This window comes from Kitasatospora sp. NPDC057542 (genome assembly GCF_042801945.1).
GTDB lineage: Bacteria > Actinomycetota > Actinomycetes > Streptomycetales > Streptomycetaceae > Kitasatospora.
The window spans coordinates 1-24,184 of record NZ_JBHVFE010000044.1; the positions used below are offsets into that span (position 1 = coordinate 1).

The 24,184-nt window shown below is 72.6% G+C and carries 15 protein-coding genes and 1 pseudogene; 6 read left to right on the forward strand and 10 right to left on the reverse strand.

Annotated features, from left to right (window positions below; translation table 11 throughout):
- Both ACFU7Y_RS08615 and ACFU7Y_RS08620 read right to left on the reverse strand, forming a co-directional pair.
- On the reverse strand, positions 1-577 hold a 577-nt coding region (locus tag ACFU7Y_RS08615), incomplete at its 3' end, for a helix-turn-helix domain-containing protein (RefSeq protein ID WP_380766956.1).
- Between the two features lie 922 nt (positions 578-1,499).
- Positions 1,500-3,401: a helix-turn-helix domain-containing protein gene (locus tag ACFU7Y_RS08620; RefSeq protein WP_380766958.1), complete on the reverse strand. Its 1,902-nt coding sequence runs from the start codon at positions 3,399-3,401 to the stop codon at positions 1,500-1,502.
- 109 nt (positions 3,402-3,510) lie between these two features.
- Between ACFU7Y_RS08620 and ACFU7Y_RS08625 the strand changes: the two genes are divergently transcribed.
- The 3 genes from ACFU7Y_RS08625 to ACFU7Y_RS08635 all read left to right on the forward strand — a co-directional run bounded on the left by ACFU7Y_RS08625 (position 3,511) and on the right by ACFU7Y_RS08635 (position 6,138).
- Positions 3,511-3,867, forward strand: a complete 357-nt coding sequence (locus ACFU7Y_RS08625) for a hypothetical protein (RefSeq protein WP_380766960.1) — start codon at positions 3,511-3,513, stop codon at positions 3,865-3,867.
- A gap of 432 nt (positions 3,868-4,299) precedes the next feature.
- Entirely contained in the window at positions 4,300-4,557 is a 258-nt protein-coding gene (locus ACFU7Y_RS08630) for a helix-turn-helix transcriptional regulator (RefSeq protein ID WP_380766962.1), read from the forward strand.
- 1,176 nt (positions 4,558-5,733) lie between these two features.
- Positions 5,734-6,138, forward strand: a complete 405-nt coding sequence (locus tag ACFU7Y_RS08635) for a helix-turn-helix domain-containing protein (RefSeq protein ID WP_380766963.1) — start codon at positions 5,734-5,736, stop codon at positions 6,136-6,138.
- Between the two features lie 522 nt (positions 6,139-6,660).
- On the opposite strand, the gene ACFU7Y_RS08640 is transcribed toward ACFU7Y_RS08635, so the two are convergent.
- Both ACFU7Y_RS08640 and ACFU7Y_RS08645 read right to left on the reverse strand, forming a co-directional pair.
- A complete protein-coding gene (locus tag ACFU7Y_RS08640) occupies positions 6,661-8,199 on the reverse strand; it encodes a hypothetical protein (RefSeq protein ID WP_380766965.1) in 1,539 nt (512 codons plus the stop codon).
- Positions 8,200-8,219: 20 nt separating this feature from the next.
- Positions 8,220-8,726, reverse strand: a complete 507-nt coding sequence (locus ACFU7Y_RS08645; protein ID WP_380766967.1) for a hypothetical protein — start codon at positions 8,724-8,726, stop codon at positions 8,220-8,222.
- Between the two features lie 473 nt (positions 8,727-9,199).
- On the opposite strand from ACFU7Y_RS08645, the gene ACFU7Y_RS08650 reads away from it, so the two are divergent.
- The 3 genes from ACFU7Y_RS08650 (at position 9,200) to ACFU7Y_RS08660 (ending at position 11,792) form a co-directional block, all read left to right on the forward strand.
- Positions 9,200-9,511, forward strand: a complete 312-nt coding sequence (locus ACFU7Y_RS08650) for a hypothetical protein (protein ID WP_380766969.1) — start codon at positions 9,200-9,202, stop codon at positions 9,509-9,511.
- Positions 9,508-10,953 (forward strand): DnaB-like helicase N-terminal domain-containing protein, encoded by a 1,446-nt coding sequence (locus ACFU7Y_RS08655; RefSeq protein WP_380766971.1) that lies wholly within the window; start codon positions 9,508-9,510, stop codon positions 10,951-10,953. The genes ACFU7Y_RS08650 and ACFU7Y_RS08655 overlap by 4 nt, the downstream gene beginning before the upstream one ends.
- A 281-nt stretch (positions 10,954-11,234) precedes the next feature.
- Positions 11,235-11,792 carry a hypothetical protein gene (locus tag ACFU7Y_RS08660; RefSeq protein WP_380766973.1) on the forward strand — a complete coding sequence of 186 codons (558 nt, stop codon included), beginning with the start codon at positions 11,235-11,237 and terminating at the stop codon, positions 11,790-11,792.
- Positions 11,793-11,796: 4 nt separating this feature from the next.
- On the opposite strand, the gene ACFU7Y_RS08665 is transcribed toward ACFU7Y_RS08660, so the two are convergent.
- The 6 genes and pseudogenes from ACFU7Y_RS08665 to mobF all read right to left on the reverse strand — a co-directional run bounded on the left by ACFU7Y_RS08665 (position 11,797) and on the right by mobF (position 23,991).
- Complete coding sequence (locus tag ACFU7Y_RS08665; protein WP_380766975.1) at positions 11,797-12,861, reverse strand: PhlD; 1,065 nt, start codon at positions 12,859-12,861, stop codon at positions 11,797-11,799.
- 584 nt (positions 12,862-13,445) lie between these two features.
- A complete protein-coding gene (locus ACFU7Y_RS08670) occupies positions 13,446-14,126 on the reverse strand; it encodes a hypothetical protein (protein ID WP_380766977.1) in 681 nt (226 codons plus the stop codon).
- A gap of 770 nt (positions 14,127-14,896) precedes the next feature.
- Positions 14,897-16,528 carry an ISAzo13 family transposase gene (locus tag ACFU7Y_RS08675; protein WP_380766979.1) on the reverse strand — a complete coding sequence of 544 codons (1,632 nt, stop codon included), beginning with the start codon at positions 16,526-16,528 and terminating at the stop codon, positions 14,897-14,899.
- A 250-nt stretch (positions 16,529-16,778) separates the two neighbouring features.
- A pseudogene (locus ACFU7Y_RS08680) lies at positions 16,779-17,057 on the reverse strand (WhiB family transcriptional regulator); the annotation flags it as partial.
- Positions 17,054-18,988, reverse strand: coding sequence for a hypothetical protein (locus tag ACFU7Y_RS08685; protein WP_380766981.1), 1,935 nt, complete (start codon positions 18,986-18,988; stop codon positions 17,054-17,056). The gene ACFU7Y_RS08685 and the pseudogene ACFU7Y_RS08680, both read right to left, overlap by 4 nt.
- Before the next feature lie 179 nt (positions 18,989-19,167).
- Positions 19,168-23,991: a MobF family relaxase gene (mobF, locus tag ACFU7Y_RS08690; protein WP_380766983.1), complete on the reverse strand. Its 4,824-nt coding sequence runs from the start codon at positions 23,989-23,991 to the stop codon at positions 19,168-19,170.
- Positions 23,992-24,184 lie beyond the last annotated feature (193 nt).

Sequence of the window (24,184 nt, forward strand, 5' to 3'; positions counted from 1 at the left end):
GCGCGGCGCCGTGGTCGATCGCACGGGCCAGCACCGCCAGTGCCTGGGAGGCCCCGGCACCGATCGGGAGCGTCAGATGGATGAGGTCGCGGTCGCGTTCGTGGTGGAACTGCTCATAGGTCCGTTGCAGCCGTGCCTCCGGGCGCAGCGCGTCCTGCAGGAGGTGGCGGAGCTCGTACAGGTGTAGGAGTGCCTCGTCCAGGCGCGGGCCGTCGCCGGGTGAGGCGGGCAGCAGGCCGGTGCGGGGGGCCAGTTGCGCGGGCAGGCGCCGGGCCAGGTGGAGGCTGGAGACGGCGAACGGGGTGGGGTCGGGGAGGGTGAGGCGTTCCGCGATGCCCGGGGTGCGCGGTTCGTGGCGCAGGAAGAGTTCCAGGCGGTAGTCGGTGTGGGCGATGATGCGCTGCAGGTCGGCGGCGGACGGCTCGCGTTGCCCGGTCTCGTACTTGCTGAGGGCGGCCTGCGTGATGCCCAGTTCCTCGGCCAGGGCGCTCTGGCTCAGGTTGTCGCTGCCCTGACGGGCCAGTGCGATCAGCCGGGCCGCCTCGATCGCGGCCGTCGGGTTCGGGTTACGTGCCATCTTCTGGCCCCCCATCAGCTGGTATGCCGAATTGGACTGGAGTGAATCCACTCTTTGCCATGAGCAGCGTAGCGCGTGTGGGAGGAGTGTCGTTGACGATCCGTCATTGGTAGGACCTTGTCGTTGGCCGACCGTTCCGAGGCCGGTGGCCCTGAGGGGGCACCGGCCTCGGAGTCGCTCGCGATGCGTCAGGTCGACGTGCAGCGGCGTCCGGGGCATAGCGGTGGCGAAGTCCTCGAGGCGCCGCCGGAGGCCGGGGGGCCGCTCCGCCAGCTCCAGCGGGCGGTCGGGGTCGGGGTGCGCCAGCAGCGCGTACGCCAGCGACTTGGCGAACGTGTGCGGGCCTGTGCCCGAGTAGCCCCAGGTCGTCTCGTCCCTGTAGGTGTCACGCGGATCCAGCGGCAGGAGGTCGACCCGGCCGTCGGGGAGGGCGACGAAGACGGTGCCGCTGGTGGCCATCAGGACTGCCTCGTCGGGGGTAGGGCTGCTGGGGCAGTCGGCGGGGGTTCTCCACGACGAGCGCACCCGCCTGCTGGTCGTGCAGCACGAGGTAGGCCTGTTCGGCCGCGCCGATCGGGTCGACGTAGACGGCCGTGGGCCCTGGGTCGTCGGACAGCCTTGGGTCGAGGAAGCGCAGTGCCGTCGTGAACGCTTCGCCGGCGGCGTTCAGGGCAGCTGCGTTCGACACCGCGGCGGCCCTGGGTGAAGTTCGCGAACGCGACCTTGTCGCGGTGGTGTTCGGCCGGATGTTCGCCAGCGCCTGGCCGGGCACGGGCTGCCGCAGCCCGGGAGGGCGGGCAATGACGGGCAATGAGCCGAGGCCCTGGCGCGGTGGTGCCGCGGGCCTGGGCGGTCCGGGCCAAGGATCAGTGGTCTGGTGCGCAAACGTTGGACAGTGGTGATGCAGCCCAGCAGACACCGGTCAGAGCCGGACGGGCGTCTCGGGGAGAACCGCCAGCGCCAGGACGACATCGTGGGCGCCGGGGAGATCCGGGTCCTCGTCCGCGTCGGCTGATGACCCGGTGACCAGACGACGCTGAATCAGGTTCTCGGCGTGCCGCAGGTGCGAACGGACCGTGGCCGGATTCAAGTCGAGCGCCGCGGCGGTGGCCTCAACATGGGTATTGGCCCCGATCCAGGCCGCGAGCGTGTCGATCAGATGGCGTCGCCCCCTGTTCAGCGGCCCGAGGAACTCGCGGGCCCAGCAGCGGACTTCGTCCGTGTCCAGCACCTGTGCGATGCCGGTCGGCTCATGCAGGACGGGTGCACGCTCCGCACGCGTTCTGAGTTCGAGCGCGAGGCCGAGCACGGCGCGCTGGGTGATGTCCTGCAAGTCGGCCTCCAGCAGGCCAGCGGCCGCGCTCAGACGGCGGGCAACCGTGTTGCGGTGCGTCCCCAGGATTCTGGCGGCCGCCGCCGGGGTGAAGTCCAGGCCCAGGCGCAACGTGGCGAGGAGGTGCTCGCGGCGGCTTTCGGACAGGCCCAGCAGCGGGGCCAGGCGGGCACGCGCCCAAGTGTCGGCGCGCTCGTCGAGGATGTGGGCGAGCTGGACGTCGGCCGTGTATTGGTGGATACGGGTGGGTGTTCGCTGGGCTACGACCAGGGCCCGGCCGGCGTCGCCGTAGGCCTGGGCGGTGTCGATGAGCTGACGCGTGGTGCTGGCGCCGAGGTAGCGATGCGGTGCGGCGCGTACGACGGCGGTGAGGCCGTCCATGGCCTCGCATTCGGTGCCGGGGCCCGGGGCGATGACGACCACCTGGTCGGAGAAGGCCGGGCACGCGCTGACGATGGTGGTGTTCCCTACGGCCTCCAGACAGTCCTGGATGACACTGGCGTGCTCGGTCCGACGGGATTTGAGGATGAACACCCGGCATTCGTCGACGTCGAGGATCCCTGGCATGAGGCAGCGGGCGGTGCGTTGGGCCTCGGTCACGTTGCCGGTCATCAGTAGTTGCAGGATCGCTTGCCTCACTGATTCCTCGGCGCGTCTGAGGCGTTCGTGCCCTCGGGCGGCGCTCTCGGCGGCGGTCTGCACCGCCAGGAGGTCCAGGGTCCGTGCGATGGCGGTGTTGGTGTCGGGGCTGAAGGCGGGGGCGCCGACGGCAAGCACTGGGGCGGGCCGGTCGGCCCCGATCCTGAACAGTCGGATTTGAAGGTCGGCGGCGCCGGGAGGCGGATCCAGGTCGGCAAGCTCGAGAGAGGCCCATCCTTGGCCTGCGCTGGAGAGTTGGGCGACCTTCTCGCGGGCGGGGTCGAGCAGGAGTCCTGCGCCGGCGGGCGCGACGGTGCAGGTCGACCCCAGGGGAGGTACCACGGCAACCTGGGCGCCGGCGAAGCTCGCGAGCCAGGTGACCAGACGCTGGATGCCTTCCGGCCCGCCGAGATGGTGGATCTGTTCCAGGAGCTGGCGGTGGAGGGTGGCGGTGCGGAGTGTCCGGGCGTGGTATTCGTCGACAATGGCGCTGTGCAGATGGAACCAGGCGGCGGGATCGTCTCCGACGGTCAGCAACGGCATCCCGTGGCGGCGTGCCACCGCGCGGACGAAAGGTTCCGTCTCCGTCCCCGGGGGCAGGGCGACGGCCAGTGCCGCGGCGCCCGCTGCGGTGAGGCGGGCCAGGAGCCGGTTCAGGCGGTCGCGTTCGCCCAGTCTTGGGTCGCATCCTCGCACGACGACCAGGTGGTGGCGGACCTGCCCGTCGTCAACCGCGTTGTCCGGGGACAGCGGGTGAACCCCGCGCAACGGCCGATCGGCGTCGCTCTTGCCGGCTTCCTCTGCAAAGCGCAGTCCATGCGGCAGACCGGTCGCGAATCGAAGCGTGGGCAACCCTGCCCCCTCCCCCAAGGAATGGGGCGTCCCGCCCCGGGACGCCGTGTACCGCGTGTCCGGTCCGGAACCGGGCGGAACGTCTGAACATATCCAGGGAACCGCGGTCGTGGCTGTGGAAAAGTGGTTGAACGTTGACCACACGATAGGCGGCCCCGCTGACGGGACAGCGGCAGGCGCCACCGCTTCCACCGAGGCTCAAGCGATCTTCGAGGGGCACGCGGCCGTAACCACCAAGGACAGGACCGAGGTCACCCTGGCCCAGGGATCCAGAGCCTGCGGCGGGCCTGGACACCCGCTGGGAGCCGCCCCCTCCGACGCCGAGATCGCCACGCACAATCCGGGCAAGTACCGGCGCATGGCGGCCGCGACGGACCGGCCCGGGATCCGGTATCTCGTCCTGCAACTGGCCGACACGGGACCCGACCGGGTCGCGGGGTTCCTGCAGCTCCTCGAACCCCGCTGAGAGGGCTCCCCCCCAGCCGGGCAGCAGGGGCAGGCCGGCCCGATGCCCTGAGCGCGCGGGACCGGCAGTTCACGTCCCTGCCCCGCTGCGTCGCAAGCCCCGACCGGCGGACGGACCTGAGGCCCGCACAGGTGGCCGCCCGAGCCGGAGGCCCGGGCGGCGGCTTTCCGACAGCGGCAGCCGACGGCTCAGCCCTGTCCAAGCACGTCGCCACCATGGGGCGCACGCCGGCGTGCACGGCCCGCCCCGGTGTGCGCCGGTCGAGGTTTTCATCATGCACATGGTGCTCTCGTGCAATACCGCCAGCAGCTGAAGTCTGATTTCGTTCAGAGTGCACCGCCCAGCGCACACCGGCGCGCACAATCCGTGGCCGCCCGGTATCCCCGGTACCGCAGGGGCGGCTCCGTAGTGTCCCACGAAGGAGGCTTTGCCATGCCCGTCGCCACCACGCCAGCGACGTCCGACGCACTCCGCGACTTGCTGGTGACCTGCCGCGGCCGCATCCAGGTCTCGCAGGAGCGGGTGGCCATCGAGGTGGGAGTGTCGGGCCGTCACTACGGCGACCTCGAGCGCGGACGGGTGCGCCGGCCCAACCCCGTGCTGCTCACACGGGTCGCCGAGGTACTGCAGATGAGCCATGACGAGCAGGCACGCATGCATTCGCTCCTCGACGTCCTGCCCACCGGCTGAGCTCCTGCACACCGCAGGGGCCGCACGGCCCCGCTCGTGCTGCGGCCTCCGTGATCCGGTGCCGGCGACGTGGATCTCGCCATCTCCGGTCTGAGCGGCCAGTGCCGGGGCCGCTCAGGGCCCGCCCCCGGACCGGTTCTCGATGCGCTGGTAGAAGCCCAGGACTGTGTCCTGGATCGGGGGGGCGGAAAGCGGCGGCGCCACGACGGGTCCGGCGCCTATGTGATGGCGCAGCGCCAGTTCGTCCTCCAGCGCGTGCCATCATCAGGCCCAGGTGGCCCGGTCCTGTCGCACCTCGCCTCCTGCGCGAGGCGGGCCGCTCGGCCGGGGGCGGCCAGCAGGTCCGCTGCGACCGTGTCCTGGCGCAGGGTCGACATCTCCTCGAGCAGGCGGTCCCAGTCGCCCGGTGGGTCGGGGCGGCCAAGGCGCCTCGGCCCAGGATTCGGCCAGGCGGGCCTCCACAACGGCGGCACAGTCCTCGATCCGCTGCGAGGCCAGGCCGGCCTGCCCCAGGTGGGCGTGCGCCGCCTTTGCAGCAGGCCGCGCGCCCGGTCTTGGCCGATTCCAGGTGCAGCCGGAACCGCCAGGCAGGCCGGGCGGCGCGCTGCCGCAGTTCGCGTGCGCAGGTCAGGTGTTCCAGTCGACGCTGATGGTGGGCGGTAGGGGTGGGTCCGTGCAAGGTTGCGGGTGCGCCGCTGCAGGTGAACCGGCCCCGGAAGAGTGGCCGGTGGGGCGGTTAATGCCAGACGCGCGGCCGGCAGGTTCCGGACGCATGCCATGGCGGGTATTGACGTCCGGGTAGAAGGATTCACAGGCGCCACCGCGCGGACCGGGACGGGCGTGGTGGAACCGACGGTGAACAGGCGTACTCGGCGGCCGTCCACGAAACGGATCCTCTACAGAGAGTAGCCTTACATCAGGCGCACCGGTGGCGAAAATGGGCGTGGACATAAGCCTGGCCTCCCCCCCAAAGTGGAACCCGTGGCTTCGGCCCCATCCGCTACATGTGCTGGGTGTGCGACAGAACTGCCGGAAGCAGCCGGAGTCTGCACAGATTCAGAGAACGCAAGTGGCGATCATAGAAAAACCGGTCGGCCGTAACTAGAAGTGACAGGGTGCCAGCGGAGCTGCTGCCCTTACGGTCCCACCGGGACCTGACTTGGAGGCAAAGCTGCTGTGACTCACAACGACGGTAAGCCCGAACAGAGCCTGGCGGAGAGGATCGAGGCCCTAAGGCGTGCCGCGACCCCGCCCGGAAAACGGCTTCCGTCCGATGCCGCTGTCGCCACGGCGATAGCCGCCAGGGCCGGTGCTTCGCTCGTCGACGAGAACACCCTCTACCGGCTGCGCACCGGCCGGACCGTCAACCCGAGCATGAAGGTCCTGAAGGCGCTGGCCGACCACTTCCAGGTCTCCCCCGGCTTCTTCTTCCCGGGCTCCGTCTGGGGGCCTGAGGAGCACCTGGCCCTGGCCGATGCTCTGCGGAGCCCGCAGGTGCGCCGCCTGTGCATGCGGCTGGGACGGCTGTCCTCGGAGGAGCTCGCGCAGGTGGACCGGCTACTTCCTGACGACGGCACATGAGCAGGCTGCAGGGGGCGTTGGTCGGGCGCGAGGTGTTCACCCGCCGAGGTTTCGGCCATCGTCATGGTGCGCTCGTGCAGTATGCAGCCGCGCGGAGCTTGATCATGTTCAAGGTGATCCGCTCGGTAGTACGACACTGACCGCGGCCAAGGCGTGAGGCATGTCCAGGCTGCCACGGGTACCGGCGGCGCGGGCCACCCTCACGAGGAGGCCGCCGATCATGTCCGTGAATGACCTGTCCGTCACCGCCGCCGAGAACCTGCATAGGGTGCTGATGCCCTGTCGGGAGTGCATCGAGGTGTCGCAGGAGAAGCTCGCCAAGATGTCGGGGTGCCGGGCCGCCACTACGGCAGCTTCGGACGGGGCAAAGTCCGTCGTCTCTCCCAGGAACTGCTGGAGCGGGTCGCCGACAAGCTGCAGATGCACCGCCGAGAAGTGATCGATGGACGAGCTGGTCTTCGAGGTTCCGGCCGTCTGACACATCACCGTCTGCGCCTGGTCGGGCGCGGATGCGGTCGGCCGTCACTGCGGGTCGCCGTCTTCGGGCAGCGTGTCGGATCCCGGCCAGGGACTCAGCGGCCGCTCGCAGTAGCGCAGGTCTTCCGCGACCGGCCCCGCGAAGTCCTCCACCGACGGCATCGGGCGGCGCCCGGCGGCGCGGCGGCGCTGCCGTATCTCTTGCCGGATGTGCCAGGCGGCGTACCAGTGCCACTGCCACAGGCTCCGTGCCGACTGTTCCTCTCGCCGGAGCGCTTCGGAGCGCTGCGTCGCGGTCAGGCAGTCGGCCGCCACCGCCTCCTCTTTCAGGCGGGGCAGTGCCTCCTCGAGGAGGTCCGCGTCACCGAGCGGGTCCCGCGATTCGGGAGCTGCTCGGCGGGCTTCGTCCAGGTAGCGGAGCACATCCTCGCCGTACTCCCCGGCCAGAGTGTCCAGAGCCTGGGCGTGGACCCGTTCGGCCTCCGCGCACTCGTGCAACCAGCCCCGGTGGGTGGGCGGCCAGTCTCCGCGAAGTACGACGCTCCACCAGGGGCGCAGGGCCTGGGCGTCGAAGGCGGCCGCCTCCTGTCGGCAGCAGGCCGCGTCCTGGGCGATCCGGGCGCGGTTCGCGTCGGTGTCCTGGGCCTGCCGCATCCACCCGGCGGCGGTGGCCAGCCGGTGGCGGTGCCGCTCCAGGGCCGTGGACTGCGGTCCCCTACCGAACAAGGCCTCCACGCGCAGTCTGCTGGCGCCGAAGGATGCGGCACAGGCGCGCTGGTTTGCCTGCCACATCGCCCACTCTGCGCGTAGGAGGGCCCGGGTGAGATCGTCGTCGCCGCGGTGGCTGTGGGGACGCGGCGCGGTGGCCACGGCGTCCGGCCAGTTGTCGTTGTCGTTCCCGGTGGCGAGCGGTTCGGGGGTCCACCCGGCGGGAGGCTGGAGGTTGAAGGCGTCCTCCAGCGCCGGGTCGGCGGGCCTTGGGTCGGGTTGCTCGGGGATCGTGGGTAGGTCGAGTTCGTCCTCCAGGGCGTGCAGCCATCGCTCGACGGTGGCCCGCTCGTGGGCGGTTTGGGCCTCCAGGCGCAGGCTGTCCGGTATATCGGGGTCCGGGTCCGGGGAGGTGGGGACGATGCCCTGCTCACGGCCCCAGGCGTCGAGGTCACGGGCCTGGAGGTAGCGGCGCCGCTCGATGGTGTCCAGGATCTCCAGGGGTGCCGCCGTGGTGTAGCTCTCCTCAAGGAGGTACTCGAAGGCGAGCTGCCCAAGCGGTTCGTCAGGGGCCGACGGGGAGGTGAGGAGCAGCCAGGCGCCGTAGAGGTGTTCCGGGTGGGCGCCTTCCAGCAGGCGGTGCAGGGCGCCGGAGGAGCGCAGGGCGTACAGGGCGCGGGTGCCGGTCGCAGCGTCGTGGTCGACGAGGGTGTAGAGGGTGTGCCCCACCTGCCAGGACGGGCCGATGCTGGTGAACTCCTCCTCGACCTGGCGGCCGATGGGATCCTCCTCCTCGACGGCGCGTTCCTCCTGCGGGATGCGCAACCACGGCGAGCCGGCCCACCGGTCCTGTTCCGTCCACCAGTCGGGGTACACCGCGCGTCCTCCTTTTCCGGTTACGGGGTGACGGGGGCGGGCAGGGCGGCGAGCTGTCCGCGCACGGCGGCGCTGAGGAACCCGATGGTGTCGGGCGGTGTGCCGGCGACGGTGAAGCCCTCGAGCCAGCGGAAGCCGGACGGGCTGAGGAACACCTCGGCCAGCGTGCTGCCCGAGTAGACGAAGGCGTCGTAGGCGACGAGGTCGGCGTTGGCCGGGTCGTCGAGGTCGTGGCTCTCGCCGGGTATGAGTTCCAGGCCGATCCAGCGCCCGCCGGTGGCGATCAGCGCACCGAAGCAGGTCTCGCCGGTGAGGTCCGGGCCGGTCTCAACGTAGCCGTGCACGGTGACCGCGGCGTCGCGCAGGACCCTGAGGTCGGTCTCGGGCAGCCTGGACAGGTCCAATTGCTGCTGGATGTGACAAGTGGCCATCCACTCGTTCGCCTCATCCAGGACGGCGGCTTCCTCGACGGCCGACCAGCCGTGCGGGTTCCAGCCGGCCGTGTCGCCATGGATGTCCAACGTCATCGGTGTGCCGCCGTTCTCCCTGGTGCCAGCTGGCGCGGTGGGGTCAGTCCGCCCGGCGCTCGTAGCCGTCGTCGTCGTGGCCGAAGGCGTCCTCGGTCCTGCGTCCCATCGCCCGCTCCCACTCCTCGTCGCTCACCGTGTCGCGCTCCAACGGGGCTCCTCCTGGTCCGGCTTGCGGATGGGCCGGGACGGCGAGCGGTCATGGGGGAGCTCGCCGTCCCGGGTGGCCGGTCCGGGTGGGCCGGGTCTTTGCCACAGTGCCCCGCCGCGGGCCCTTGGCGCAGCCCGCCGAGCAGCGCTTCCCGCCCGGCGGGATACGCCGCCCACGGTTTCCTCCAGGCGGAATCGGACGCCTTGTCAGCTGCCCGGTATGCCCCGTGCGGGCCTTTCATGGCAGGGCAGAGCCCGGCCCCGCGCGGCTGTTCGGCGGGCTTGCGGGTGCCGGGATTCGACGACGGGAAGGGACGGGCGCCATGGCCTTGAGCGACGGGCAGCTGTCCTCCTTGGCGGACTTCGCCACCGCCCGGGCGGAGCGGCTGCGTTCCGGGCCGGTCAGCATCGAGGCGATGCGTCAGCACATGGATGCGGGCGACGCGGTGCTGTTGGGCGACTTCCCGGGAGCGCCGGTGCGCTTCGTGGACCGGTGGTGGCGCGCGGGTGAGGCGTGGTGGGAGCCGCTGGAGGAGGCGTCCGTCGCGGCTCTGGACGAGGTGGCCCGGCGCTGGGCCCTGTCCCAGCAGGCCGTCTTCACGCAACAGGATCTGGGGCCGGTGGAGCCTCAGTGAGCGGCCCGGAGGCGTACTCCGAGGAGGCCCTGCTGGGTTCGGTCCTGCAGGATCCCCGCCGGGCGCTGGAGGTGCGCGGCTGGCTGCGGGCCGCCGACTTCGCGAACCCGTGGCGCCAGGAGATCTACCGCGTGCTGGTGGACCACCACCTCTACGCCCATCCGTCGGTTCTCGCCGCGCCGCCCCAGCAACGGGTCCAGGTACTCGGCCGTCTGGTGCTGGAGAACCTGCACGCGCGGGCCACCGCCGACGGCTGGGCGAGCACCGCCGACTGGCGGCAGGTCGCTGCCTACGTCACGAGCCTGCCCGCCAGCGTGCCCAAGGCCGCCAACGCCACCCAGTACGGGCGTGTGGTGGCCCAAGCGAGCCTGGAGCGCACCGTCGGTGCGCAGGGGCAGTTCGCCGAACAGGCGGTGCTGGCCGCCGTCCTGGCCCGTCCCGAGGAAGGCGCGCGGCTGGCCGGCTGGCTCAAGGCCGCAGACTTCCAGGACCCGTGGCTGGGGCAGATGTACAAGGCCCTGGTCGAGGAGAAGCTGTACGCCCACCCCGCCGTCACCATCCGTGCCTCCCCCGCCGAACGGCAGCAGGTGCTGGCCCGGATGCTCTACGAGCAGCTGCAGCACAAAGCCGCCGACGAGCGTTGGACAGTCCCCGCCTCCGCCTGGCCGGCCGTCGCGCAGCAGATCCACGCCCTCACCACCACTCAGCAGGTCCCCCACCCCGAACACGCCGCCCAGCTCGGCCAGCGGGTCCTGCAGACCAGCATTCAGCAGCAGGTCGCCCAGGGCTCCTGGCGTGTGGAGAACACCCTGCGGGTGCCGGGCGCGCCCGCCGCCGAGATGCAGATCAACACCATGCTCGGCGCCCTCCAGCAGCTGGAGGACCGCTGGGAGCAAGCCATGGGGCGCGTCGAGGCCGTCGGCGCGGTCCTGGCGCCGCAGACCATCCCGCGCCCGGAGATGGCGTTCACCGAGGACGCCGTGCTGTCGTCGCTGCTGCGCGACCCGGGCCAGCTGGAGCAGGTGGGCCGCTGGTTGCGCGCCGAGGACTTCACCCAGCCGGGCCGGGCGCAGCTGTTCACCGCCCTCCAGGACGCAGTCACCCACCGCGGCGCCGTCGACCCCGCGCTGCTGGTGTGGGACGCCCACCGGCGCGGCACCGCCGGGCCCGGATCGCTCGCCCCCGAGCAGGTCTGGGCGATGTATCAGGAGGGGCAGCCCGGCATCGCCCACGGCGGGGGCCGCCAGCTGGTGGAGGCCAGCATTGTGCACCATGTGCGCTCCGCGACGTCGGCGATCAACGCAGCCGTCGGTGATCCCACCGCCGCCCCCGGCATGGTCATCGGCACCGCCCGCGGACACCTGCAGCACGCCTCCGCCCAGGCCGCCCGCCTCACCCAGGCCACCTGGTCCACCGCGCGCACCGGCCCGGGCGTGCGGTGAGGTCCCCTGCCGCCGCGGCGCCGACCGGATGGGTGCCACCGCGGCGGTCCGCATGCCGGACGGCCTGCTCGCGCCGTGGCGCCGCCTGCCGCAGCTCGCCGGCGTCCTCGCGTAGGCCTTCGCTCCCGTCGCAGCCCGCCCTGTGTGGCTGCGTGCCTTGTTCGCCCCGTTCTGGCTGATCGAGACGGCCGTCCACCGCTGCGCGGGGCGGGTGATGTCGTGGGGCCCGGCAACGCCGTGCTGCGTCGGCCTCAGTCCTGGACGCGGACCGCCTGCAGAGCGTGCTGCTCCTGCCCTGCGCTGTGGCCGCGTTCGCGGCGGTGCTCACCCCGGCCGCGCTGGTGGGGGCCGTCATCGGTGGCGCGGTCGCGGGGCCCGATGGCGGCCGGTGCGCGATGATCGCGGTACTGCTCCTGGTCGCGGCTCTGCTGCTGTGGCAGCTCGCCTCCCTCGTCCGGGCGGCCTGTGCGGGTGTGCGGCTACGCCGTGATGTCAGGGTTCTGCGCGGGCCGTGGGCGGAGGTGGGGTCGCTGGCCGGTGGGCGCGACGGGCAGGCGACCCGCGATCTGGTGTGCGCGGTCCTCGTCTGGGCCGATGACAACAAAGTCGCCCTGGTGGCGGTGGCCGCTGATGAGCGGCTCGCTCGCCTCTACGGACGGGCCGGTTTCGCGCCGCTCTCCCCCACGTCGCCGGTCCTGGTCCGCCGGCCCCGTCCGGCCGGCACCTCCTGGTGCCCGGTGCCGCGGCCCGTCGGCGGGAGGGTGCTTCCGGCGGCGCTGTGGGCGCAGGCGCCGGTACTGAACTGCCCAGGGGATGGGGCCCGGGCGGTCCTCTGGTGAGGGGTCAGGCCTGTGGGTCGTTCCAGGTCACCAGGAGCGCGCCCAGTGCGACTCCCGGGCCGAGGCCGAAGACCAGGCCGCGCCCACCGTCGGCGGGAGGGGTGCGGTAGGTACGTTCCAGGACGGAGAAGATGGTCGGTCCGCCCAGGTTGCCTTCCTCGGCGAGGACGTCGCGCGAGTGCTTGGTGAACTCTTCGTCGACGTCCAGGACGGTAGCGAGCTTGGCCAGGATCGCGGGCCCGCCCGGGTGAAGGATCCCGAAGTCCAGGGGGGCGTCGGTGTTCTCGTCGAGCCACTTCAGCAGGGCCGGGGCCAGGTCGGTGACCGAGCGTAGGGAGGCCCGGGTGGAGGAGAAGTGGTCGCCGCGCTCGTCCGTCTTCTTGCGGTAGCGGTCGGTGGTGTGGGGGATCAGGTACTCGAGGGTGTGGTCGATTCGCAGACAGCCGTCCAATCCGAGCGGGCGGGCGGAGACGACGGTTGCTGCCACCAGGTCACCCCACAGCGTCTTGTAGATGAGGTCCTCGATTGACAGCAGCGACTGTTGGTACAGCGAGGTCAGAAACTCCCCTGCGACGACGAGCACGTTGTCGTCCGGGTACCGGGCCAGGTGCTCCTCCGCCATGATCAGCGCCTGGGCTCCGCCCGCGCACGCGAGCTGCGTCATGGGACGGCGCCGGACGTCGGCGCGCAGCGGGAGGGTGTTTTGCAGGTGGATGTCGAGTCCGGGCATGCGGTCGCCGGTGGAGCTGGTGGTGATGATGCAGTCGATGTCGGCGGGGGTGATGCCGGCGTGGTCCATGGCGGCCCGGGCGGCCTGCCGGGCGGCTTCGAGGATGGCGTCGAAGACGTCGTCTTTGCGCTGGGTGGGACTGCGCTCGGCAACTATTTCCTCGTAGGGGCGTAGGTAGCGTCGGGTTCCGGGGAGGTTGGTCAGCGCTTTGCGGGCGACGTCGAGCTTGGGGTGGTCGGGGTTCCATGCGAGGATGTCGTCGCGGACCCGGTCGGCGTCGACGATGTGCTCGCCGAGGACGAGGGCGGGGCGGCTGACGTAGGCCGTGGTGGTGTTCAACTCGGCGTCCTCTTCGGGTGTGGCCCGCGGCGGCGGGCCTGATGGGTATGGTCGAGCCCCCGCGGGGCCCGGGCGTCCGGCCTGCTGGACAGGCGTGGGCAGCGGGGCGTGGGCGGGTGGTTTTAGGGTGTGCTGACAGGGCGGCGGGAGGGTATTGGGGTGCTGCCCAGCTCAGGTGAACGGGAACGGGCTGGGCGCATCCGGACAGTCGGTACCGGGGACGGGCCGGGGCCGTGGGGCCGGCCCGCTGCACGGGCCCTTCGCGCTGGCGGTGGCACGGCCGGCTGCGGATTCCGGGCAGCACGGCCGTGTGTTCGCGGCGCTTGGCCGGGAGGGTGCGCACAGCACGTCCGGACCACGGTGGGGCCTTCTGGTCCCCGGTGTCCCCACGGCGTTGTGCGTAGCGGTGTGACAGCTGAGCACCATGACATCCTTCCCCCCGTCGGCGGGTGCTGATGGCAATCACGCTACCCGGCGGTACTGAATCTGCCATCGGATGCTCGGAAGCGGACGTCGCGCCTCACCTTGTGCAGCCCGTGAGTTGACTCATTGTCATCTGTTCTGTGCGACCGGGGCCGCGGTTGTTACAGCGCGTCGCCTCCGGCCCCCTGCTGCGTGATCTTGTATAGCTCGAAGCCGTCCAGGATGTGCTCCAGTGCGCCGCCGTCCGGGCCCGTGGTACGCGCGGTGTCGGCGTCGCTATCCGGCTCGATGGAGAGGTCGAGGTCGAGCAGGTGATGCAGGCAGGCGAGCGTGAGCTGTGCGGCGCGGGCGACGAGCGGTAGCAGGGCGTCGGCGGGCTCTGGCGCGCAGGCCAGGGCGTAGCCGAGGGGTTCGGCGGCGCTCTCGCGCAGGGGGCGGCCGCCGGGCATCTGCTCGGCCAGCGCGAGGCGGGTGAGTTCGATGAAGCAGTGCCCGAGCCGGGTGGCGTCGGTGCTGAGCAGGTCGGTGTCCAGCCGGTCGAGGACGTCGGTGATCTCGTGGGCGTGCGCGATACTCGGGGCCGGCTGGTTCTCCAGGAGCCGGGCGGTCAGCGGGTGGTGTCGCAGGGAGGCCGCGCGCAGCGCCGTGCAGGACAGGCGGGCGAGGGCGGCGGTGAGGGCGATCGCGGCGTCGTACTCGGCCAGGGTCGGGCGGCGGCGTGCCAGGTCACGCACCGCGTGCTCGGTGTTGGTGGTGACCGCCGGGTCGGCGGCCCGACGGACGAGGTCCAGCGCGAAGATCTCGCTGTCCTCGTAGAGGTGCCGGTAGGGGTCGCTGGGCACGGCGTTCTCCGGTGGTGTGGCAAGACGGCCCGGGCCGGGCGCCCTGCAATCGGCTTGGTGGGTACGGGCGTTGCCTGGTGTCCAAGGAATACCACTTTGGTGCGAACAAGGCGGGTCCACCCCGGAGTCCGTGGCCTGTCACACCCTGGACACGCATCTGTGCGTGGCGGTGTGGGGGTGCCCGTCGGCGGTCCGGCCTCGGGATGGGTTGTGTGGAAGAAGTCCGGGACAGCGCCGGCCGGGCGGGGCTGGGGTCGCGGTGCCGGCCCGGGGCTCGACGTGGGCGGCGGCGACGTGGTGCATCGCGGTCTGCTCGGTTCTGCCGGACGGGCGCACCGGCCGGAGCGGATCGGCGCCCTCTGCCGCCTCGTTGAGGATGCGGTCTTGTCGCAAGCCGCTCAGCGTCAGCCCACGGGGGAAGGGCTCTGCGCAGGGTGCCGATGCTGACGGCCGGGTGGTCGGGATCGGCCGCGCTCTTCTGGCCGACGGGCAGGTGGGGGGTTGGACGAGGCTGGCCAGCGCTGGTGGCGGTAGGTCATCCACTCGGCGGCGGGTTGATGGGTGAGCTCCTTGAGGTAGAGGCTGTGCCACAGCAGGCCGCGCCGGACCCGAGCGATTTTCGAACCTGGCTGCCTGCGTCACGCCGACGAGCAGTCGCCCATCGGCGACCTTGCCCGCGACGTTCGAACTCTTCAACGAATATCGCGATTCCATGAATGCCTGCGGCGGTGCGCTGAGGGCCCGTCGATTAATTAGTGGCGCGTGTCGTGTCAACTGGTCGTTGATGTTGCAAGCATGACGTATCTGGCGAGTTCGCAGGGGTCGACGAGGCGGACGGGCAGTGGCTCGGCGTGGTGTCCGTGCTGCTGAAGCAGGGGGCGGGCCTGTTGAAGGAGGGCGCGCATCTGGTTCTCGCCGATGCGGAAGAGGTGGGCGATAAGCGAGCAGGGTAGTCCGCGCTGGTCGAGGACGGCGGCCCAGGCGATGTTCTCGACGACGAGCTTTCGGTGGCGGGGGCGCTGCTTCGGCGGCAGCGCGTCGACCAGTTCGCGTACCTGGGCGACGAGTTGGTCGAGGGCGTCGCGTGGCATGCCGGTCAGCACGGGGTGGGTGGCCAAGGCGGAGTCGAAAGTGTGGGCAAGGCGGGGGTGGGCCCGGCGTCCGGGCGGCTGGAGCGGCACAGCGGGGACGCCGGCCTGGGGTGGGATGGTGTAGTTCCACTCGCCATGGAACTCATCGGGGTCGATGGTGAGCGCGGCGGCGTGCTGGGCGTCGATCTCGATGCCGGTGGGGTAGACGCCCTCATCCAGCCGGGCGGTCACGCGCAGGCCGCCACTCGTGGTGGTGGCCGCGATCAGGCTGAGGGCGACCTCGAAGCTGGTCAGCGGACGGGCGCGCCAGTTCATCGAGATGAACGAGAACAGGCGGTGTTCGACCTTATTCCACTTGGATGCGCCGGGCGGTAGGTGGCACACGCTGATCTCCAGGCCGGTCTCGGTGGCGAGGACGGCGAGGTTGGCCTTCCATGCCTTGGCTCGGGAGCTGTTGGAGCCGCCGCCGTCTGCGGTGATCAGCAGCCGCCGCGCGCCGGGGTAGGCGGCCCGACCCTCCTCCTTCCACCAGCGGCGCAGGGCGGCGACCGCGAATGCGGCGGTGTCGTGGTCGGTGCCGACCACCACGAAGCCGGTGTTGTGCCCCACGTCGTAGATGCCGTATGGGATCGCGGTGCCGACTGCCTGGGTGGGGAAGTCGTGATCGAGGACCTTGACTGGGGCGCCGGGCGGCGCCCATTCCCGCCCGGCCTGGGCGAACAGCCCGATCTGCTCCTTCCGCTTGATGTCGACGCTGATCACCGGATCCCCCGTGTCCAGGAACTGCCTCACCTTGTCGTTGAGGTGGCGGAACTGGGCGTCGCGGTCCGGGTGGGAGCTGCCCGCCAGGACCCGGGCGTTGCCGCGCAGGCTGAACCCGGCCTCCTTCAACAGCGCGGCAACGGTGTCCCGGCCCACCGTGCGGCCCTGGGCGACGAGTTCGTCCGTCAGATGCCGCAGCGACTTCGTCGTCCACGTCAACGGCCCTATCGGATCGCCCTGCGTACTGTCCTCGACCAGGGCCAGCAGCGCCGCGCGCAGTCCCGGGTCCTTCACCGCCGCTGCCGGACGTCCCCCGCCTGCCCGGCGCACCCGGCCGTCAGGTCCGGCACCGTTCTCCAGGTCGGCCAGCCCGCGGGAGACGCAGCCCTTGGAGACGCCGGCCGCCGCAGCGACCGCGGCGATCCCGCCATGCCCAAGCTGTCGCGCCTCCGCCCCGTACAACAATCGGCGCTGACGCTCATTCAGATGCGGTGTCACCGCCTCCAACTTCGCCCGCAACGGACCGATCAACTCATCAAAACGCCCCATACCACATCAACGAGCCCAAACCTCGGAAGCAACTCGTAGATTTCCGACGGCGCCGGCGCCGCTACGACGGGATTCGGACGTGAGCCTCGGCAAACTGACGCCTTGCGTGCAGTGGACGCCAGGTCACAGCCGCGCCGACTGAAATCTGCCGTGCGGTCCCACCGCGGGCTTATGCCCCGGCGGGCGCGGGAACGGGAGCGGGCTGGTGCTGCCGCTGCCCCTGGCGGCCGAGGTCCTTGGTGTCCTTGGTGTCCTTGGTCTTGCGGCGGGCGGCGCGGCGGCGGATGGCGCGCAGTTCGTCCTCGCTGACGCCTCCCCACACCCCGGCTTCCTGGTTGGTGGCCAGGGCCCACAGCAGGCATTCGGCACGTACCGGGCAGCGCTTGCACACCGCCTTGGCCTGCTCGATCTGCAGCAGGGCCGGGCCCCGGTTGCCGACGGGGAAGAACAGCTCCGGGTCCTGTTCGCGGCACAGGGCGCGCTCCAGCCAGTCGCGCCGCGGGGGCTGGGAGTCTTCACGGCGGGTCATCGCACTCCTCGATTCACGGTGGCGGGACGGGTCTCCTGCCGGGGCACGTCCCGGGCCGGGCGCGGCCTTGGTGCTGCGGTGGCGACGGCCGACTCGGTGGTGGCGGTGGCCGGGCGGGCGCCGGTGAGACGCTCGGTGAGCTGTCGGCGGTGGCGGGTCAGGCGGTCGGCGCCGTCGTCGCGCGGGAGCGGTGCGGGCAGATCCATCACCGCGCGCAGGGCCCCCAGTGCCGCCACGGTGGCGGGTCTGTCCTTGTTGACGATGTCGTTGAAGCGTTGGCGGGCGGCGTCGCAGCGGGAGCGTGCCTGGGTGATCTGCTCGGCGGTGGGCCGCACCCGTATGGCCGGGTTGCGGTCCTGGGCGAGGAGGTCGTCCAGCTCACGGCCCAGGACGACGACGGCGTTCTGCGCGCGGGCGACGGCCTGGTTGTCGATGCCGGCGGCGAGCTGGTTGACGAGGCGGTGGTCGGGTCGGGGGTAGTGCGCGGCAATGGTGGCCCGCACCGCGGCGCGCTGCTCGGTGAGGGCCTCGTCCAGAAGGGAGCGGGCGGCGTCGAAGGTCGCCGTGTAGGCGGCCTGCTCCGCGAAGTGGACCTCCATCGGGCGCAGGCCCAGGGCCTGGGCCTCGGCGCGGGCCGCCCGGGCGGCGTCGCCCGCCACGTCGTGCAGGTGCGGCTCGTGGGCGGTGGCGGCGCGTTCAGCGGTGGCGAGGGCGAGCAGGCGTCCGAGGACGGCGTGCCGCCCGCGGATCTCGGCGGCCAGCGTGTGTGCGGGAGCGGTGCTGCCCTGGTCGGCGAAGGACCAGCGGCCTTCGCCAGCCTCGCGGCGGACCTGGGCGACGTAGGTATAGGCCTGGGTGAGGGTGGCGTCGGTGTCCTCGGCCGCCCGCTGCGCGGAGGGCACCCGGCGGCGCCAGTCGAGAGCGGCGTCGGCGTCGCCGACGGGCTGGCCGGGCAGCGGCAGGGGTTGGGGCGGCTGAAGGATTCCGGCGGCGGCATTCCTCACTCTCTCGCGCACCTCGTCGTCCAGCGGCAGGTGGTCCAGGGCCCCGGCGAGGGCGGTGTCGAGGTGCCGGCGGTCCGTCTCCGCGGCGTGGGCGGTGCCGGCCGGCGCGTGGTCGGCAGGTTCGGTGTGCACGCGGGCGGTGAATACCTCGATCCGGACCGGGGGGCGGGCCGGGTCCAGGATGAGGAGGTCACGCTGCAGGTCGACGGCGCCCTTGCGCCAGCGGGCGCGCTGGTCGTCGGTGAGGTCGGCGGGGGGCTGCGCGGTGATGGGGTCGAGGTCGGCCAGGCGCTCCAGGTACCAGGTGGCAGCGGCGAGGGCCGCCGGTTCCTCGCGCGCCGGCCGGGAGGTGTTCAGGATCCGCCAGTTCGCGGCGAGCCGCTGTCGGTCCTCCTCGCTGACGGGGCCGGCGGCCTGGCGGATGGCGCGGGCGGTGCGCAGGGCTGCCATCACCAGCGGGGCATGCGGCTCCTCGGCTTGCGGGTAGTGCGAGGCGAGCTCGGCGAGCACGTCGGCGCCGGGCAGCGCGGTGAACGCGGCGCCCCAGGCGGTCCCGGCGCGGATCCAGTCCGGGCCGCCGGGCGCGGCGCCGAGCGGTTCGTCCTGGCGGTCCCACAGGCGGTCCTCGAGCCAGTCGGCCTGCGCCGTGCGCAGCGTGTCGCGGCGCGCGTCGTCCTGGGGCAGTTCCGCGAGCGCCCGGTGCACGATGTCGCCCGGTCTGATCGGCACCAGGGCGCCGTCGTCTGCGGTGGCGTGTGCTATGACCTCCAGGTGCCCGAGGCGGTCGGTGTCGAGGAAGAAGTGCGCGGCGGCGGCCGGGTCGGCGGTGAGCATCGAGGGCCCGTCCGTCCCGCCGAGGTGAGGGTCGGTGTAGACGCTGGTGAGCGCGTATTGCACGGGCTCGGGCGGCGGCGATGGCGCGGTCAACGGGCTGCCTCTCTTTCCGGTGGCGGGGATCGGATGGGGTCGGGAAGGTGAGCGTGCGCGGGCGACGGAGGCGGGGACAACCGCGGCAGCGTCTTGGTCCCGGTGGGCGGGAGCGGTGGCCGGCCCCTCCCATCTGGCGGGATCAGGCGCCGCTCGGCGGGCTCCGATGGGCGGGTGTCCTACCGGCGGCGACGGCCGCCGTGGCGGCGCGGGCGGGAGGGTTTGGGGCCGGGTGCCCGGCGTGGCGGCGGGCCGGACGCAGTGCCGGCACCGGCTTGGGCGGCCTGCTCGGCGGCGGCCTGAAGGCGTTCGTGGTCGGCTTCGCGTCGCACGCGCAGCAGCTGTAGGCGGTCGGTGATGCGGGCGGTGCGGTAGAGGTCCAGGGCCTTCGACAGGTGCTGCCATTCGGCGGCCCGGTCGCTCTCGGGCGGCGGGCCGAGCGGGTCGGTGCCGCTGACTGCCTGGCGCTGGCGCCAGTCGGCGACGGCGGCCACCAGGCGCCGGTAGAGGTGCTGCTGGGCGGTGTCGTCCTCGTCGGGGGTGGGGATCTGCTCGATCCACTCCTCGGGGGCGCTCTGTCCGGCGAGGGTCGCGGCAAGGGCGTCCTGGGCCAGGCGTTCGGCGCGGGGTAGCAGGAGCGGCGCGGAGGGCGTGCGGTCGGCCGGCGCGGCCACGGCGGGTGCGGCGGTGGCCGCCGGGTGGGGCTGCGCCGCGGGGTGTGGGGGGTGGAGGCCTCGCAGCAGTCGCAGTTGGGTGAGCTGTTCGAGGGCCTGGCGGGTGAGCTGCTCGGGCGGCGCCAGGGGGTGGGGCTGGTGGGCGGTGCGGACGCGGTGGTGCAGGGCGCGGATGCGCTCCTCGAGGGCGCTCCAGGCGGCGGCGTGCTGCTCGGCGTCGGGTTTGGGGCCCAGTCCTGGCACGTGGTCGGGGATCTGGTGGAGGGTGCGCCAGGCGTCGGTGAGGGCGGCGGTGCGCTCCCACCGGGTGCGCAGTGCGCGGCCGGCCTCGGGGGGTGGGAGGGGGCCGAGCGGCGCGGCCCAGGCGGGGATGTCGGCGGTGAGCTGGGCGCCGCGGGCGGCGAGGTGGCGGTCGACGATGTCGCGCCGCTCGGTGAGGTGGCGCCGCCAGTTCTCGGGGGTGTGCGGGTCGCCCAGGGCGGCGGCGGGGGTGAGCCAGTCGGGCAGATCCGCGTCGTCGCCACCAGTGGGCGGCCGGTCGGGCAGCAGCCGGCGCAGGTGTCGCTCCGCGTTTGCGCGGGCGGTGACGGCCTCGGCCCGCTGCCAGGCGTCGCGGGCGGTTTCGGTGCGGATCCGGGCCCGCTCGGCGTCGGCGGCGGCTGCGGCGCAGGGGTCCGGCGCGGTGGCTGGGGAGCCGGGCCGGGCGCGCTGGTAGTCCTCCCGGGAGCGCTCGCGCCACGGCATCGCCCGGCGCAGCGCCTGCTCGGCGCGCAGGCGCACCAGGTCCTGTACGGCGGCGAGTTCGGCCCGGTGGTCGCCTTCGTCGGCGGCCCGCAGGCAGGCGCGTCGCGTCGTGCGGAGCCGCTCGGCGAGCCGACCGGAGGTGAACGTGCCGTACGGGCGGTGCGGCCAGGCCGGGTGGCGGCGGCCGCTGGCGGTGACGGGCCTGGGGGCTGCGGCCGCCTGCGCGTCGGCGGCGTGCAGTTCGTCCAGGGCCCGGGCCCGGTGCGCCTGTGCGAGGGCGACGATGCGCTCCAGCTGGTCGTCGGACAGGGTGCGCAGCAGGCGGGTGTTCGGGTGGGGGTCGGCGTCGGCCTGGGCTTCGGCGGCGCGGGCGGTGCGCAGGCGTTGGTCGATGCGCCAGGCCAGGACCGCGCCGGGCACGTCGGTGCCGGCCAGGGTGCCTTCCCGGTGGGCGGCGGCGAGGATCCGTTCGGGGGTGAAGCCAGCTTTCTCCGCGCGTGCGAGTGCGTTGACGATGGCGGTGAACGCGTCGTCGGCGACCAGCGGTTCGGCGGCGCTGCCGAGCGCGGTGCGGGCGGCGGCGGCGTAGCGCAGGCGGGTGGCCCGCTCGGCTGCGTCGGCGTACTCGGCGGTCAGGTGGCGGATGCCCCAGGCGCGTTGCTGTTCGTCGCGGATGGTCTGGCGGGCGGAGGGCGCGAAGGAGGAGTAGGTGGCGATGCGGGTCAGTGCCTGGTCGAGGGTCTGGTCGGTTTCGAGGGCGATGTAGAGGTGGTTGCCGGTGCGGCCGCGGGTGGCGGCGACGTAGGCGGCCTCGCGGGAGGTGCGGGTGGTGAGCAGGGCGTGGGAGCGGGTAACGGTCATGCCCTGGGCGCGGTGGATGGTGGAGGCGTAGCCGAGCTCGCAGTGCTCCTTGAGGTAGTCGGCGGGCAGGGTGAGGCGGCCGCGGTGCTGGGTGTGGCGCACGATCGCGTCGCCGGCGGGGGTGTAGCGCTCGATCGTCCACACGTCGCCGTTCTTGACGAAGTCTTTCCCTGCGCGGCAGGTGAGTTGGCGCTGGTTTCGGCGGGTGACGATCAGGTCTCCAACGTGCGCCTTGTGGCCGTCGCGCAGCTTGACGGGGCGCGGGCGCCAGCGTGAGGGTGCCAGGAGTTGGCCGCGTTCCATGCGCCAGGCCTGCGCGCGGCGGTTGAGGGCGGCGACCAGGTCGCGGTCGGGGGCCATCATCAGCGCCGTGCGCCCGGCGGCGAGATCCGTGTGCCAGGCGGTGAAGACGGTGTCCGCCATCGAGTCGGTGGTGCCGCCCTGGATGCGGCCCTGCTGCCGGTACCAGGTGAACGCCTCGCCGGTGTCGCCGTCGCGCAGCTTGAGGGAGGCGTCGGCCTCCTCGGGGTGGCGGAAGCGGTGGACGGTGGCGAGGTGGACGGCGCCGACCTCGCTTTTCAACAAAGCGAGTGCGCCGCCGGCTTCGACGGCGGCGAGTTGCGCGGGGTCGCCGATCAGGCGCACGTGCGCGCCGGCCCGTTCTGCGCGGCGCACGATGGCGGCGAGCTGGGTGGTGGCGGCCATGCCGGCCTCGTCCACGATGATCACGTCGCCTTTTCGCAGGCGCTCGGCGCGGGGCAGGACGAGTTTCCCGGCGTCGGCGAGGCGCTGGCGGCGTAGCCACGAGTGGAGGGTGTGGGCGGGGCGGCCGAGTTCCTCGGCCATGACGTGGGCGGCGCGGGCGGAGGGGGCGAGCGCCACCGTGGCGTGGCCGGCGGCGGTGATGGCGTTCGCGGCCAGGCGCAGGGCGGTGGTCTTGCCGGCGCCGGCCGGTCCGATCGCGGCGACCAGGGCCCGCTCGGAGGTGGCGAACGCCTTGGCCATGGCGCGCTGTCCGGCGTCGAGGGGGCCCTTGTGGCGGGCGGCGGCGCGCTCGAACGTCCGTGGCGGGCAGGCGGGGGTGGTGTGGCGGCGGGCGGCGGCGACGATGCGGTCCTCGGCGGCGAGGATCTGCGGGGTGGTGTAGAGCTCGGCGCCGCGGCGCCGGTAGACGCTGGTGCCATCGGCGCGCTGCAGCGGGGTGAAGGCCGGGTTGATGTCGGGCGGGGTGAGATCCAGGCACAACCGGGCCAGGGCATGCTCGCAGATCTGCTCGGCCCAGCCCTCGCCGCCGCGGCCCATCGTGGCGCGGGTGACATGGCGGCGGGCCTCGGCCAGCAGGTGACGCTTGCCGAAGACGGCACGGTGCAGGGACACGGTGGCCACCACCTCACGGGCGGCCGCGTCCACGTCCAAGCGGGGCGGGCCCTTGTCCCGGCGCATGTCCCGGGCCGCTTTGCGGGCGTTCGCCAGCAGGTTGTCGACCAGGGGGCGGCCGAACACCGCGGCCACACCCAGCTGCCAGTTCTCGCGCAGTACCGCCAGCGGGCGGGCCTGCTTCTTGGCCGGGCGGGTCTGAAGGGTGGCAGTGCGCATCATGGCAAGGCGGGCCCGCCGGGAGGGTTCCTTGCCGTGTGTGGTGCGGTAGGCGGCGAGCAGCCGAGGCATCTGCTCGCGCACTGCCGCCGCTCTCACGGAGCTTGCGTCGATCAGCCCCTGGCCGATGCCGGCGATCTCCATCACCGGGCGCCGCCCGTCCGCACTTGGGCGCTCGGTCACCGCAAGGTCCAAAGCGGTGCACACCCGCCGCAGGACCTCCTCGTCGTAGAGCTCGGACGCGGCGACGGCCTGGGCCAGCAGCAGCCGGCCGTCGATGGTGCGCCACCGCCCGTCCGGGCCCTGCACCTTATTGGCGATCAGCACGTGGTCGTGCAGGAGCGCATCGCCGCACCGCGAGTCGAAGTGCCGGAACCGCGCGGCCACCATGCCCGCGGTGACGTCGTGCTGCGCGACACCTGCGGGGCCGGTGCGGGTGGCCAGCGCGTTGTCCTCGATCCACGTCAAGGTGATCGCGATGGCCTCCTCGTGGGCCCTCTCCACAGCGATGCGGACCGCCTCGTCGCCCAGCGCCCACAGCAGGCTGACGCTCTTGGGCGGGCGGAACACCGGATGGAACGCGGCCACGGGCTGGCGCGGCGGACGGGTGGAGCGGGTGATGTACCGGTTCAGCTCGGTACCGTCCCTGGGCTCGCGCTCGAACTCGGCGCGGAACGCCTGCGCGCCCACTCGCCGGCGCACCGCCCGGCGCTCGTCCACCGTGGCCGGCCGCCCGGCGCGCTGCTCCCAGTCCTTGGTCTGCGCCTCGATCGCCACGGCAAGGGCGGTCGGTTGCTGCCCGAACCCGTAGAACGCGGCTCCCAGGCGCGCCGCCCGCTGCGCCTGACGAACGGTCGCTCCGGCGCGTAACCGCTCGGCGGTGATCTCGTCCGCCCGCGGGTGGAGTCCCTCCCCGAACAAGGCGCGCATCTGCGGTTCCGTTACCTGGCCGGCGACACCGAGAAGGGCGGCGGCCCGGCCTACCCAGTGCCCGGGCGGCACCCCACCGGCCTTCTGGTACTCGGCCAGATCCCGGTCGCGAGGGCGCAGGTCGTCGCCGCTGGCGACCTGCCGCATCAGGTAGACGTAGCCGTCTCCCGGCGTCATCTTCCCGAAGTCCGCCGTCATGGGCGCCAGGGTCGGCGCTCGCCGTGCAGAGATGCAAGACCTGTCGGGAACTTGGCCCCTGTCTCCGGGCCTTGGTAGCCAGGCACACCCTGGTGCCCGGCTCGGCCGCTGGCCGCCCCCGGGTGGCGTTGTCGCAGGCCCAAGGCATGGCGGCGGCTGCGTAGGTGGAGTGGTGGCACGGGGGTGGGCCCGT